This window comes from Pseudomonas sp. PARCl1 (assembly GCF_947311875.1).
GTDB lineage: Bacteria > Pseudomonadota > Gammaproteobacteria > Pseudomonadales > Pseudomonadaceae > Aquipseudomonas > Aquipseudomonas juntendi.
The window spans coordinates 147851-160225 of record NZ_CAMZMX010000003.1; the positions used below are offsets into that span (position 1 = coordinate 147851).

14 protein-coding genes are annotated in these 12375 nt (G+C 63.4%); 3 read left to right on the plus strand and 11 right to left on the minus strand.

Going from position 1 to position 12375, the window contains the following annotated elements; translation table 11 throughout:
• Window positions 1-3: 3 nt before the first annotated feature.
• A complete protein-coding gene (locus tag QME24_RS02880) occupies window positions 4-1893 on the minus strand; it encodes a propionyl-CoA synthetase (RefSeq protein WP_054904142.1) in 1890 nt (629 codons plus the stop codon).
• A gap of 178 nt (window positions 1894-2071) precedes the next feature.
• Here QME24_RS02880 and QME24_RS02885 point away from each other — a divergent pair, with 178 nt between their 5' ends.
• Entirely contained in the window at window positions 2072-2938 is an 867-nt protein-coding gene (locus QME24_RS02885; protein ID WP_009685932.1) for a LysR family transcriptional regulator, read from the plus strand.
• Here QME24_RS02885 and QME24_RS02890 read toward each other — a convergent pair.
• From QME24_RS02890 to QME24_RS02910, 5 genes are all read right to left on the minus strand, one after another.
• A complete protein-coding gene (locus tag QME24_RS02890) occupies window positions 2912-4069 on the minus strand; it encodes an HPP family protein (RefSeq protein WP_280091189.1) in 1158 nt (385 codons plus the stop codon). The genes QME24_RS02885 and QME24_RS02890 overlap by 27 nt on opposite strands.
• A gap of 252 nt (window positions 4070-4321) precedes the next feature.
• A complete protein-coding gene (locus tag QME24_RS02895; RefSeq protein WP_280091190.1) occupies window positions 4322-5638 on the minus strand; it encodes a sensor histidine kinase in 1317 nt (438 codons plus the stop codon).
• Window positions 5635-6303 (minus strand): response regulator transcription factor, encoded by a 669-nt coding sequence (locus tag QME24_RS02900; protein WP_009685936.1) that lies wholly within the window; start codon window positions 6301-6303, stop codon window positions 5635-5637. The genes QME24_RS02895 and QME24_RS02900 overlap by 4 nt, the downstream gene beginning before the upstream one ends.
• Window positions 6304-6618, minus strand: a complete 315-nt coding sequence (locus QME24_RS02905; RefSeq protein ID WP_280091191.1) for a PepSY domain-containing protein — start codon at window positions 6616-6618, stop codon at window positions 6304-6306.
• On the minus strand, window positions 6618-6926 hold the full coding sequence (locus tag QME24_RS02910; protein WP_029886952.1) for a PepSY domain-containing protein: 309 nt from the start codon (window positions 6924-6926) through the stop codon (window positions 6618-6620). The genes QME24_RS02905 and QME24_RS02910 overlap by 1 nt, the downstream gene beginning before the upstream one ends.
• Window positions 6927-7127: 201 nt before the next feature.
• On the opposite strand from QME24_RS02910, the gene QME24_RS02915 reads away from it, so the two are divergent.
• Window positions 7128-8207 carry a patatin-like phospholipase family protein gene (locus tag QME24_RS02915; protein WP_280091192.1) on the plus strand — a complete coding sequence of 360 codons (1080 nt, stop codon included), beginning with the start codon at window positions 7128-7130 and terminating at the stop codon, window positions 8205-8207.
• A gap of 236 nt (window positions 8208-8443) precedes the next feature.
• A complete protein-coding gene (locus QME24_RS02920; RefSeq protein ID WP_281690746.1) occupies window positions 8444-9622 on the plus strand; it encodes a tyrosine-type recombinase/integrase in 1179 nt (392 codons plus the stop codon).
• A gap of 5 nt (window positions 9623-9627) precedes the next feature.
• On the opposite strand, the gene QME24_RS02925 is transcribed toward QME24_RS02920, so the two are convergent.
• The 5 genes from QME24_RS02925 to QME24_RS02945 form a co-directional block, all read right to left on the minus strand.
• The gene (locus QME24_RS02925; protein WP_281690747.1) at window positions 9628-9972 is read right to left on the minus strand and encodes a S24 family peptidase; all 345 of its coding nucleotides are present in this window, start codon (window positions 9970-9972) and stop codon (window positions 9628-9630) included.
• Between the two features lie 87 nt (window positions 9973-10059).
• Complete coding sequence (locus tag QME24_RS02930) at window positions 10060-10284, minus strand: hypothetical protein (protein ID WP_125855462.1); 225 nt, start codon at window positions 10282-10284, stop codon at window positions 10060-10062.
• Window positions 10285-10297: 13 nt separating this feature from the next.
• Window positions 10298-10807 (minus strand): DUF2514 family protein, encoded by a 510-nt coding sequence (locus QME24_RS02935; protein WP_281690748.1) that lies wholly within the window; start codon window positions 10805-10807, stop codon window positions 10298-10300.
• The gene (locus tag QME24_RS02940) at window positions 10804-11235 is read right to left on the minus strand and encodes a lysozyme (RefSeq protein WP_281690749.1); all 432 of its coding nucleotides are present in this window, start codon (window positions 11233-11235) and stop codon (window positions 10804-10806) included. Before QME24_RS02940 ends, QME24_RS02935 begins: the two co-directional genes overlap by 4 nt.
• Window positions 11236-11296: 61 nt before the next feature.
• Window positions 11297-12373 carry a hypothetical protein gene (locus QME24_RS02945; RefSeq protein WP_281690750.1) on the minus strand — a complete coding sequence of 359 codons (1077 nt, stop codon included), beginning with the start codon at window positions 12371-12373 and terminating at the stop codon, window positions 11297-11299.
• Between the last annotated feature and the right edge of the window lie 2 nt (window positions 12374-12375).

Here is a 12375-nt window from a genome sequence, read left to right on the forward strand (position 1 = left end):
GGGCTACACCGCCCTGGGCAGATCAGCCAGCAGCACTTCGATTTCCCCCAACACTGCCGGGTCGTCCAAGGTCGAAGGCGGGACGTAGTCCTGCCCATCGGCAATCTTGCGCAACACCGCCCGCAGGATCTTCCCGGACCGGGTCTTGGGCAGGCGCTTCACCAGTCGCACTCGGTTGAAGCACGCCAACGGGCCTATTTCCTCGCGTACGCTGGCCACCAGGTCGACCAGCAACTGCGCCTCGGCAATGCCCTCGCCGTCCTTGAGCACCACCAGCGCCAACGGCACCTGCCCCTTTATTTCGTCATGCACGCCAATCACCGCGCACTCGGCCACCGCAGGGTGGCGCGCCACCAGGTCTTCCATTTCCCCCGTGGAAAGCCGATGCCCGGACACGTTGATCACATCATCGGTGCGCCCCATGATGTAAACGAAGCCATCATCGTCCAGGTAGCCGCCATCGCCCGTGTGGTAGTAGCCAGGGTAGCTGTGCAGATAGGCCTGCAGGTAACGTGCGTGGTCGCCCCACAGCGTCTGGCTGCAACCGGGCGGCAATGGCAGGGCGATCACGATCGAGCCCTGCTGGTGGGGGCCCAGCAGGCGCCCTTCGTCGTCCAGCACACGCACGTGATAGCCGGGCACGGCGCGGTTGCTCGAACCCGGCCGTGCCGCGCTGCCCTCCAGCCCCACGCAGGGCGCAGTGACTGGCCAGCCGGTCTCGGTCTGCCACCAATGGTCGTGCACAGGCTTGCCACTCACCTGCTCCAGCCATTGATGGGTGCTCGAGTCGAGCTTTTCACCCGCCAGGAACACATGGCGCAGCGAGCTGAGGTCATGGGTGCGCACCCGTTCGCCCTGCGGGTCCTCCTTGCGAATGGCACGCATGGCCGTGGGCGCACAGAACAGCGCATTGACCCGATACTGCTCGACCACCCGCCAGTAGGCAGCGGCGTCTGGCGTGCGAATCGGCTTGCCCTCGTAGAATATCGTGGTGCAGCCGCTCATCAACGGCCCGTAGACGATCAGCGAGTGCCCCACCACCCAGCCCACATCGGAAATGCCCCACCACACATCACCGGCTTGCATGCCATAGATATGGCGCATGGCGTAACACAGTGCCACCGCGTTGCCGCCGTTTTCGCGGACGATGCCCTTGGGTTTGCCCGTGGTGCCCGAGGTGTACATGATGTACAGCGGGTCACCGGCATCCAGCGCTACCGGCTCAACCGGCTTGGCAGTTTGCACCGCCACCTGCCAATCCAGGTCGCGCCCTGGCAGCAGATCGGCCTTCACCTGCGGCCGCTGCAGCACCAGTACCGAGCGCGGCTGATGCCTGGCCAGTTGCAGCGCACGGTCGACCAGTGGCTTGTAGCGGATGACCTTGTCGAACTCCAGCCCGCAGGAAGCCGTCAGCAGCAGCGCCGGCCGCGCGTCATCGATGCGCAGGGCCAGCTCGTTGGCGGCGAAGCCACCGAACACCACCGAGTGCACTGCACCAATCCGCGCACAGGCCAGCATGGCCATGGCCGCCTGCGGCACCATGGGCATGTAGATGATCACGCCGTCGCCTTTGTTAACGCCCAGTTCACGCAGCAAGCCGGCCAGGCGCGCCACCTCGTCGCATAACTGCAGGTAGGTGTAGGTTTGCTGCACGCCAGTCACCGGCGAATCGTAGATCAGCGCCAACTGCTCGCCGCGGCCCTGCTCGATCTGGTGATCGAGGGCCAGGTAGCAGCTATTGAGCCGGCCATCGGCGAACCAGCGGTGGGTGCCATCGGCGTTCTCTTGCAAGACCTGGGCAGGTTTTTGATACCAGGCCAGTTGAGCGGCCTGTTCCGCCCAGAAAGCGGCAGGGTCGGAGATGGACTGGGCGTAGCTGTGCTGGTAGCTCATATCGAAGGGAACCCGATTTTGTTGTTATTGAAGGGCGAACCTGAAGTATGGCCTGCACCGCCCGCCTCGCCAGGCGACTAAAGTCACAACCGACCTGCAAATTTGCATAACGCGCCAATGCGCCCTATTTCGGTGCAAAACCCCTAGAATAGGCCCCCCTCAAGCCACCGAGCAGCCCATGGATATCGAACAGGCCCGTACCTTTCTGGAGATCGTGCGTTGCGGCAGCCTGGTCGCTGCCGCCGAGCGACTGTTCGTTTCGCAAACGGCGATCACCGCCCGGGTGCAGCGCCTTGAACAGCAGCTGGGTTGCCAGTTGTTCGTGCGCAGCCGCAGTGGCGCCAGCTTGACCTGCGATGGCGAAGCTTTCGTCAGTTACGCCAACCAACTGGTGCAGACCTGGGAGGCGGCGCGCCGTGACCTGCCGCTGCCCGAGGGCTGCCAGCAGGTGCTGCATGTAGGCGGTGAAGTGAGCCTGGGCAACCCGATGATGCTCGATTGGGTCAGCGCCCTGCATCGCGAACTGCCCAGCCACGCAATCCGCAGCGAGGTCAGCGACGGCGAGGCGCTGCTGCGCAAGGTCGAGATGGGCCTGCTGGACGCTGCGCTGGTCTACCAGCCAACCTATGGCCCGGGTTTGCAGGTCGAGCAGTTGATGGAAGAAAAGCTGATCCGCGTGCGCCGGGTCGATCGGCCAGAGCCGTATATCTACATCGACTGGGGCCAGGCCTTCCGTCGCCAGCATGACGCCGCCTTGCCCGACTGCGCGCGCCCGGCGCTGAGCTTCAACCTCGGCCCACTGGCGCTGCAGTTCATTCTCGACCAAGGCGGTAGCGGCTACTTCCGCACACGGGTAGTTCAAGCCTACCTCGACAGCGGGGTTTTCGAGCGAGTCCCGCACGCGCCGGAATTCACCTACCCAACCTATCTGGTCTACCCGCGCAAACGCGACAGCGAAGCCCTGCAACAGGCGTTCAGCGTGCTGCGCCGGCTGGTGGCCGCCGGCGCAAGCGACTGGTCACAACGCTGGGACCCTGTTCTCTGAAACCTGTTGGGCCTTGCTGAGCAACTGGCGCTTGAGGCCGGCGATCAGGTCGGTCTGGGTGATCACCCCCACCAGGCGGCCATCGTCGAGCACCGGCAGGCAATGCAGGCCTTGTTCGCACAGCAGCGGCAGCAGGCGCTCCAGCGGGTGCTGGCTGCTGACGCTGACCACTGGCTGCATCATCACCTGGGCCAGGCGCACGGGCGGGCGGCCGAACAGTCCGCGCCAGGTGAAGCGGCCACGTTGCATGGCCGGGCCAACCAGATCGCTGAGGCTGACAATGCCCACCAGTTTGCCGTGCTGCAGCACCGGCAGTGTTTTCAGATGATGGCTGGCCAGCATGGCCCAGGCCTGCTCCAGCGTCGTGTCGGGGCTGGCGAATTGCACATCGCCAGACATCACTGACGCCGCGGTGATGCCGCCCAGGCTGCGCTGCAAGGCATGCTGCTCGGTGGCCAGGATGATGCGCTCCAGTTCGTCACGGGTGACGTCCACGAACTCGCCCAGCTCTTCGAGGGCATGGTCCAGGTCTTCGCTGCGCACGCCAACGCGCTCGGTAGGCAGCGGGTCATGGGTATGGTGCAGGTCCTTGCGGATTACCGCGCCTTTGGGGTAGCGCACACCCGTCAGGCGGTTGTAGAGCACTGCCACCGTTACCAGGATCAGTGCATTGAGCAACACCGGTTGCAACAGGTGGTCGCCCAGGGCGGTCAGGCCCGGGTCGGCCAGTACCGCACTCACGGCCACCCCGCCACCCGGGGGGTGCAGGCAGCGCAGCAGGCACATGACCAGGATCGAGATCCCCAGCGCCACGGCGGCCACCCACAACTCGGGGCCGAACCCCTGGCGCATGGCCAGGCCAACAGCGCCTGCCAGGGCGTAACTGCCCAGCACCGGCCAAGGCTGGGCCAACGGGCCAGAGTGCACCGCGAACACCAGCACCGCCGACGCGGCCAACGGGCCGAGCAAGTGCAGAGCAATGCCCGGGCCGTAGGCCATGCTGGTCAGCCAGCCGGCGAGGAACAAACTAAGCAGTGCACCAATACCAGCACGCAACCATTCTTTGGGGGGGATATTCAGGGCGGGCGGCAATAGCCGCAGCAGACGACTTTCGGAACGCGAGGCAGGCATTTGAACTATCGGGGTCGTGTTTTTTTCGGTTTGAAAAGAAAGCCCAGGGCAGCTGCCTGGGCCTGGTATTGCGCAGGCAATATCACAAGGGGCTCCGTCCATGGAGAGATGGAAACCACGCGGTTTCGTGAAGGCATTGTGCCGGCAGCGGCGCGATTGGGCCAATTCAAAAAAATGCGCCTGTACTGCAATTTTTTTGCAGTGCCTATCGGCAAAGCAGGCCGCCGCAGCCGCAGGCGCGGCTCGGGATCACTAGGCCTTGCGCGGCAGGTTCAGGCTCACCCGCAGCCCGCCCAACGGGCTTTGCTGCAACGCCAACTGCCCTCCCCAGGCCTCCACGATGTCACGCACGATGCCCAAGCCCAGGCCGTGCCCGTCCACCTGCTCGTCCAGCCGCGACCCGCGCCCCAGCACCTGCTGGCGCTGCCCCTCGGGAATGCCCGGCCCATCATCATCGACCCACAGCCGATACCCTTCGGCATCCGCCTCGGCCCCCAGGCGCACTTCGCTGTCAGCCCATTTGCAGGCGTTGTCCAGCAGGTTGCCCAGCAGCTCCAGAACGTCTTCCCGGTCCCATGGCAGTGACAGCCCGGGCGGCACATCACTGGCCAGCAGCAAACCTTCGCCATGGATCATGCCCAGGGTTTCGAGCAGGCCGGGCAACTCGGCATCGCAATCGAACTGCGCGCCTGGCAGGGCGTCGCCGGCCAGGCGCGCCCGGTTCAACTCACGGGCCAGGCGTTGCTGGATCTGCTCCAGTTGCTCACGCATCTGCGCGCTGACTTGCGGCAAATCCTTGAGGCGCTCGCTCGACGCCAGGCTGAGCAGCACCGCCAGCGGTGTTTTCAGCGCATGGCCAAGGTTGCCCAGGGCATTGCGGGAACGGCGCAGGCTGTCTTCGGTGTGGCTGAGCAAATGGTTGATCTGCCCCACCAACGGGGCCAGCTCGCTGGGGACTTCGGCATCCAGTTGCGAACGCTGCCCCTGCTGCAGCTGGGCGATCTGCTGGCGTGCCCGCTCCAGCGGCCGCAATGAGCGGGTGACGGTGATGCGCTGCAGCACCAGCACCAGGATCAACGCCACCAGGCCCATGCCCAGGCCGATCTGTTGCAGGCGCCGGAATCCCTGGCGTACCGGGGAATAGTCCTGGGCCACGCTGATGGAAATATCCTGCCCCAGGCGCCGGTAGTCGGCACGCAGTGCCAATAGGTGCTGCCCTTCCGGCCGCAGCTCATGGCTGTCGGAAAGCCCTGGGGCCGGCGGTTTGGGCATATCCAGGTCCCACAACGAGCGAGAACGCCAGGTGCCCTGGTCGAAGTCGATGCGGAAGTAGTAGCCGGAAAACGGCCGCTGGTAAGCCGCCGAGATACGCCGCTCGTCCAGCTGCAGGCCAGACGGCCCCCGCACCAGGGCCACCAGCAGGTTCTCGCTTTCCTTGCGCAGGCCGTTTTCCAGGTAGCGTTGCAGGCCGGCTTCGAACAACCACAGGGTCAGTTGTGCCAACACCACGCCCACCACCACCAGCACAGCGACCAGGCCCAGGCTCAAGCGCGCCTGGATCGACTTCACTCGGCGCTCCCGGCGTAGATGTAACCTTGCCCACGGCGGGTTTCGATCACGCTGCGCCCCAGCTTGCGGCGCAAGTGATTGACGTGCACCTCCAATACATTGGAGTCACGCTCGGTTTCACCGTCGTACAGGTGTTCGGCCAAGTGGCTTTTGGACAGGATCTGCTGTGGGTGCAGCATGAAGTAGCGCAGCAAGCGGAACTCGGCAGCGGTCAGCTGGATATCTACACCGTCGCGGCTCACGCATTGGCGGCCTTCATCCAGGTGCAAGCCGGCCGCTTCCAGCCTGGGCTGGTTGGCCAGGCCGCGGGCACGGCGCAACAGCGCCTGTATGCGCAACTGCAACTCCTCGGGGTGAAACGGCTTGCTCAGGTAGTCATCGGCCCCTGCCTTCAACCCTTCGATACGCTCGGCCCAAGAGCCGCGCGCGGTCAGGATCAGCACCGGCGTGGCCAACGCAGCGGCACGCCACTGGGCGAGCACCTCCAGGCCCGGCATGCCCGGCAAGCCGAGGTCGAGGATGATCAGGTCATAAGGCTCGCTCTGGCCCTGGTACACGGCGTCACGGCCATCGGCCAGCCAGTCCACGGCATAGCCCTGGCGTTGCAAGCCGGCAATCAGCTCATCGGCCAGCGGTACGTTGTCCTCGACAAGCAACAGGCGCATTCAGTCGTCTTCCTCATCTTTGAGCAGGGCGCCGGTGCTGGCGTCAAGCTTGATTTCGCGAACCACGCCAGCAGGCGTCAGCAGCTCGACCTCATATTCGTAGCGATCATTGTCCTCTTCCAGTTCGGCTTCCAGTAAACGCGCCCCGGGGTAACGCCCCAGGGCAGTTTCCAGCAACTGTTCGAGTGGCAGGATGACGCCCTTTTGCCGAAGTTTCAGGGCTTCATCCTGGTCGAGGTCGCGGGCGGCTGCCAGCGAGCACACGGCCAGCAGCGCCAGCGCCAGGTAGCGCGCTAGCCGTGGTAAGCGACGCATCAGTTGTCTCGCTCGTCCTTCACCACTTCACCGGTCTTGGCGTCCAGTGCCACGTCCCATTCCACGTTCTGGGTATCGCGCAGCTCGACTTTGTAGATGTAACGGCCGTACTCGTCTTCCAGCTCGGAATCAGTAACGGTAGCGCCGGGGTGCTTGGCCATGGCAGTGGCCTTGAGTTCGTCCAGCGACTTGATTGTCTTGGCGTTTACCAGTTTGACCACTTCGTCGGGCTGCACATCCTTGGCGAAAGCGGCATTGGCGCCCAGGGCAAGGGCGGCGGCGGTGAACAGGGCAGTCAAGGTTTTCATCGTGCTTCTCTCCTGAGAGCTGTACAAGTTGTCTACGGGGTTAAGATTACCCGGCGGTCCTTAATTCAACCTGAAAGCAACGGGCGGCATGATAGCGCAGCCTGCGGGGCCGTGTGATGTTCCACCGCGCCGTTGCATCGCTACGCAGTATTCGCTTCACCGAACCTTATAATCACCGGCTCGATACCCAGGAGATCCGTCATGAGCGCCATCCACATCAAATACCCTGCGCTCACGTTCAAGGCGGGCCACCGTGCCCTACGGCACATCCGCGAGCGCGGGCTACAGGCGGCCGATGTGGGTGTGCTGCCAGGCGCAGCGGGCGGGCCGAAGCCACTCGGCATCCAAGGCCTGGACCTGGCCCTGTTCGGTGAGTGGCTACCGTCGGCACCGCGCCAACGCGCACTGATCGGCGCCTCGATCGGCGCCTGGCGCTTCGCCAGTGCCTGCCTGCAAGACCCGGTGGCCGGCATCCGCCGGCTTGGCGAACTGTATACCGAGCAAGACTTCGCCAAAGGGGTAACACCGGCCGAAATCAGCCGCAGTTGCGCAACAATGCTCGATGACCTGCTGCAGGGCCGCGACGCCCAGTTGCTGGCCAACCCGCACTATCGCCTGAACATCCTGGTGGTGAAAAGCCATGGTCAGCTCGCCCACGACCAGCGTGCCCGCCTGGGCCTCGGCCTGGGCTCGGTGGTCGCCAGCAATCTATTGGGCCGGGCACGCCTGGCGCGCCACTTCGAGCGCATCATCCTGCATGACGGGCGTAGCGCGCCGCCGCTCGATGCCTTGACCGACTTCCCTTCGCGCTGCCTGCCGCTGGACCTGGCCAACCTGCGCCAGGCCCTGCTCGCCTCGGGCTCGATCCCGATGGTCATGCAGGGAGTGAAGGATATTCCTGGGGCGGGCGCCGGTACTTACCGCGACGGCGGCTTGCTCGATTACCACCTCGACCTGCCTTACCACGGCGACGACCTGGTGCTGTACCCGCACTTCACCGACAAGGTCATACCCGGCTGGTTCGACAAGGCGCTGCCCTGGCGCAAGGGCGATGCCAGGCGGCTGCAGAACGTGTTGCTGATGACGCCCTCACCGCACTATCTGGCCGCCCTGCCCTTCGGCAAGTTGCCAGACCGCAACGACTTCAAGCGTTTCATGGGTGATGCCGCGGGGCGCAAACGCTTTTGGTACAAGGCCATTGCCGAAAGCCAGCGGCTGGGCGACGAATTGCTGGAACTGATCGCCACCGGGCGGCTGCATGAACGCCTGCAAGCCTTGTAGCGGTCATGCTGTTAAACTGCGCGCATTATTGATTCACTCAGAGTTCTGACAGCGTGGAAATCTTCAAGGATTCCACAGTGGATTCCCGCCGAAAACCGCGCGATACCACAAACAGCCATGACGCCCTGAATGCGGCGTCATTGGCGTATCGCCGCGTACCACGCTGTACCTTCCCAATGACCAAAACGTAGTACATCATCCAGTACATCCAACGACCAGCAAGAGGCAATGTACTAGTGGCGCTCACGGACACCGCGGCCAGGCAGGCCAAGCCCCGGGAAAAGGGCTACACCCTAGCGGACTCGCTCGGGCTGACGCTGTACATCGCCAACACTGGCGTGAAGAGCTGGCACTTCAGGTTCACCTGGCTTGGCAAGCAGGCCAGGATCTCGCTTGGTACTTACCCAGAAGTCGGATTGAAGGAAGCGCGTGCGCGGAGGGATGAAGCGCGCGAAGAGGTTGCGCAAGGTAAGGACCCGCGCGAATCGAGGAGGGAGAAGAAGATTGAGCGCCTAGGCGCCCAAGAAAGGACATTCCGCCGCGTCTATGAAGAGTGGCTTGAATTCAGGAAGGGAGGCCTGACCGAGTCGACGGTCAAGGTTATTTCAAACGCAATGGAGCTGGATGTACTTCCGGCATTTGGCCCGCGCCAGATCGACAGCATCAGGCGCGCCGACGTGATTACGCTGATCCGCCGCATAGAGCGGCGCGGCTCGATCACTACCGCCGTTAAGACTCGGCAGTGGACGGGCCAGGTCTTCCGCTATGCGGTTGCGATCGGAATGATTGAGGTAAACCCCACGGCGGAAATGCACGCTGTGACAGAGAAGATGGCGCCGCACAAGAACCGACCGTTCCTGACCTTCGACGAGATGCCGACCATCATCAAGGCTATTGAGGCGAGCCAGTCAGGCCTACAGCTTCAGTGCGCCACCAAGCTGCTCATCCTGACAGCCTGCCGCCCGGCAGAGGTGCGCAAGGCCGAGTGGTCAGAGATCGATCTGGAAACCGCGACCTGGTCCATCCCGGCCGCCAAGATGAAGATGCGCCGCGACCACGTGGTGCCACTATCGCGCCAAGCGGTCGAGATTCTGCGCTTGATGCTGCCGATATCCGGGAACCTGAAGTACGTATTCCCGAACCGGACGGACGCCGTTCGGCCGATCGGCATCAACTACGCGGTGAACCTGATGGACCGGTGTGGCTACACCGGCCGCCAGTCGCCGCACGGGTTCCGACACTTGTTCTCGACCGAGATGAACAGCCGCGGCTACAACAAGGACTGGATCGAGCGCCAGCTTGCCCATGCCGACAGCAGTACAATCCGCGACGTATACAACCACGCCACCTATATAGAGCAGCGCCGCGGGATGATGCAGGAATGGGCTGACATGGTATTGCCGGATCGTCATTGAGAACTCTAGCGGCGGTCATGGTCCCGAATGCTGTGGGTCACCACACCCCAAACCTCGAACTGATCACCCTCCATGATGTACCTGGACGGGAACTTGGGGTTGTCCGGCACCAACACCACCTGGCGGTCACGGATCATCATCCGCTTGCAAGTGGCATCCCCGTTCAGCGCGGCGATGATGATGCTGCCTGACGTTGGCTCAGCCAGGCGATCGACTATCAGCAGGTCACCGGTATAGATGCCGGCGCCCTGCATGCTGTCGCCCTCCACCTTGACCAGGTAGACGTTGGGCGCGCGCAGTTGGAGCAGATCGTCGATGGAGACCTGCAGGTGGTCAGTTTCTGAGGGCATGGTTGAAGGCATGGTGGCTGGCCGATAACTGGATATAGATACAGTATCTGGTGACTTGGCCACATGTGGCAAGCACCGGCCGGCGGCCTAATGCAGTGGCGGCAGATCCTTGCCTCGCGCCTTGGCGACGGCCCTGAGCTGATAGTCGGATACAGCTTGGAAAAGGGACTCGGCCAGCAGGCGCAGCCGCTCGACCTCCTCCGCCGGCGCGCCATAGTCCTGGGCCTGGTGGTACTCCCGCATGGCGTCGATGGCCTGCTGAATCAGAGGCTCGCCGGCCTCGACCATGCCGATAAAGGTGCGCTTGTCCATTCCGGTGACCTTCTCATTTGGTCAGGCCATTATAGATGGACTCGCACGCCAGGCCCGCTATTCGGCTTCGCTCAAGCGCTGCTGCGCAGCTGCCCGCCATTCGGTCAGACTCTTCAAGCAATCCCCCGAGCACCACGACGGCAGAGGTTCCTGCCTGGCGCTGCTGGGTAGCGATGGTGTCGCAGGTGGCTCGGTGGCCGTCGCGCAGTCGGGCGATTTCACCCCGCAGCCCACCAGCAGCAGACTCAGCAGCAGCGGCGCGGCCCTGGGCCAGTTCCAGTTTTTGTCGAGCACTCTCGCCCTCCTTGTCCGCCACAGCTTGGCGGCGTTGATCTTCCTGTCGGGCCTGGGCCGCAGCGCGCCGGTCGCGCTCAGCTACCTGCAGGCGGTAATCGGACAGTTCGGTTCGGGCCTGGGCCGTAGTGCCCTGGGCGACCACCACGCGGTACTGCTGGCCGCCAGCGACCAACACCAGAGCGATCAGCCACCAGCACCAGGCCGGTACCGCGCCGAGCCAGTTCAAGCAGCCTCCAGGAACAGATCCCGCTCCGCGGCCCGCCGGCGCACCAGTCCGGACAGCACCTGCCCGCCGGCCTTGTTCCAGCGCGGAAACTGCTCGGCAGCAGCTGCGTAGTTGCCCGCATTGAGCAGCCGGCGGAGCGTGGACGATTCAAGATTGGCAGCGCCCAGGTTGTAGGTGAAGCTCATCAGTGCGTCCCACTGGTTTTGGTTCAGCGGCGCCGTGACCAGGCGCCGCACTTCCGGCTCGAAACGCTGCACGTCGTTCAGCAGCATGCGCTCGGCCTGCTCTTTGCTGATCTTCATGCCGGACTTCACGCCACGGGTGGTGCCATAGCCTATGGTCCAGACGCCGACAGAATCCTGATAGGCCTGCAGGCGCAGGCCCTCGAACGACTTGATGAGGCTCAAGCCGCGTTGCGATGTGCGCATGGGTTTTCTCCAAGCATGAAAAAACCCGCTCGGGGCGGGCTTGGGTTGGATTCAGGTGTGATCAGCTCTTGTTCCACTGCGCGCTCAGAATGGAAGAGCGCGGGGAAGCCCCTTCCGAGACCGCCTGAAACCGGCCAACATGCTCAATAATGTGGGGCACCAAGATCATTTCGCCGTTGGAAGCCTGCGCGATCCCCATCCATTTATCGCCCGTGCCGAGTCCCAGCGCTTCACCTTCGCCGTATGCAAGCGTTTTTGGGTCGTACCAGCCGACCTTGTCGTAGGTGTGCGGGGCGAAGATCACGCGGCCATCGGGCGCCAGCGCGGCGCCTCGGAACTTGGCGCCACCAGTCGGGCACGCCACGTTGAACAGGGTGTTGGATTCCCAGCGGTAGATCGAGATCACGTTGGAGCTGTACGGAGCGCAGACGACCTCGCCGGTGAAAAGCTTGGCCGACCCGTAGAAACCTGCCGAAGCAACTCCAGATGGGCCGTTCGTGACGACTCCGGTGCGCGGGTTGTAGATCTTGAACGAGCCCGCGCTGTACGGGATCAGCAGGATGTTGCCGTTCGGCAATTCCTCGGCACCGCTGAAGAACGGAGTTCCAGTTGCGCCATGCGCAGGTCCTTGAGTCACCGTATCCATTACGGGGTCATAGATCCACAGATACGGGCTGGATCTAGGAATCAAGATGACCTTGTCGGTAACGCTGGATACCACGGCCCCGGCACTACCGAAGTTCGCGCCGACGCTTGCTCCTAGCCTGAACTGCCCATTGCGGGTGTCGTAGATGCCGACTTGCTGCGAAAGCATTGGGGCCAGGATCACAAGGCCTGTGCTTCCATGCAGAACGCCGCCCCGGAAGCGAGCAGAACCTGTGGTAACAGGTCCTTCGGTGTAAGCCTGGGTCAGCGGGTTGTACAAACCGATGTTGCCCTTACCGTAGGGGACGAACAGCATGGTGTCGTCAGGCAAGTTGATAACGCCTGCGAACTTCTCGGTTGCGGCAGTGGCTGAAGGTCCGCGAGTGTAAACGTTCGGCGTAGTTCCAGCGAAGCTCTGGATTGACTTTCGGAGCTTTGTCGCATGGGCTGCAAAAGTCGAGACCCGGTAATTAAGTTCGGAAATCACAGTCATTG

Coding starts and splice junctions, on each gene's coding strand:
- QME24_RS02880 (WP_054904142.1), bottom strand. CDS start 1,893: ATGAGCTACCAGCACAGCTACGCCCAGTCCATCTCCGACCCTGCCGCT.
- QME24_RS02885 (WP_009685932.1), top strand. CDS start 2,072: ATGGATATCGAACAGGCCCGTACCTTTCTGGAGATCGTGCGTTGCGGC.
- QME24_RS02890 (WP_280091189.1), bottom strand. CDS start 4,069: ATGCCTGCCTCGCGTTCCGAAAGTCGTCTGCTGCGGCTATTGCCGCCC.
- QME24_RS02900 (WP_009685936.1), bottom strand. CDS start 6,303: ATGCGCCTGTTGCTTGTCGAGGACAACGTACCGCTGGCCGATGAGCTG.
- QME24_RS02905 (WP_280091191.1), bottom strand. CDS start 6,618: ATGCGTCGCTTACCACGGCTAGCGCGCTACCTGGCGCTGGCGCTGCTG.
- QME24_RS02910 (WP_029886952.1), bottom strand. CDS start 6,926: ATGAAAACCTTGACTGCCCTGTTCACCGCCGCCGCCCTTGCCCTGGGC.
- QME24_RS02915 (WP_280091192.1), top strand. CDS start 7,128: ATGAGCGCCATCCACATCAAATACCCTGCGCTCACGTTCAAGGCGGGC.
- QME24_RS02925 (WP_281690747.1), bottom strand. CDS start 9,972: ATGCCCTCAGAAACTGACCACCTGCAGGTCTCCATCGACGATCTGCTC.
- QME24_RS02930 (WP_125855462.1), bottom strand. CDS start 10,284: ATGGACAAGCGCACCTTTATCGGCATGGTCGAGGCCGGCGAGCCTCTG.
- QME24_RS02940 (WP_281690749.1), bottom strand. CDS start 11,235: ATGCGCACATCGCAACGCGGCTTGAGCCTCATCAAGTCGTTCGAGGGC.
- QME24_RS02945 (WP_281690750.1), bottom strand. CDS start 12,373: ATGACTGTGATTTCCGAACTTAATTACCGGGTCTCGACTTTTGCAGCC.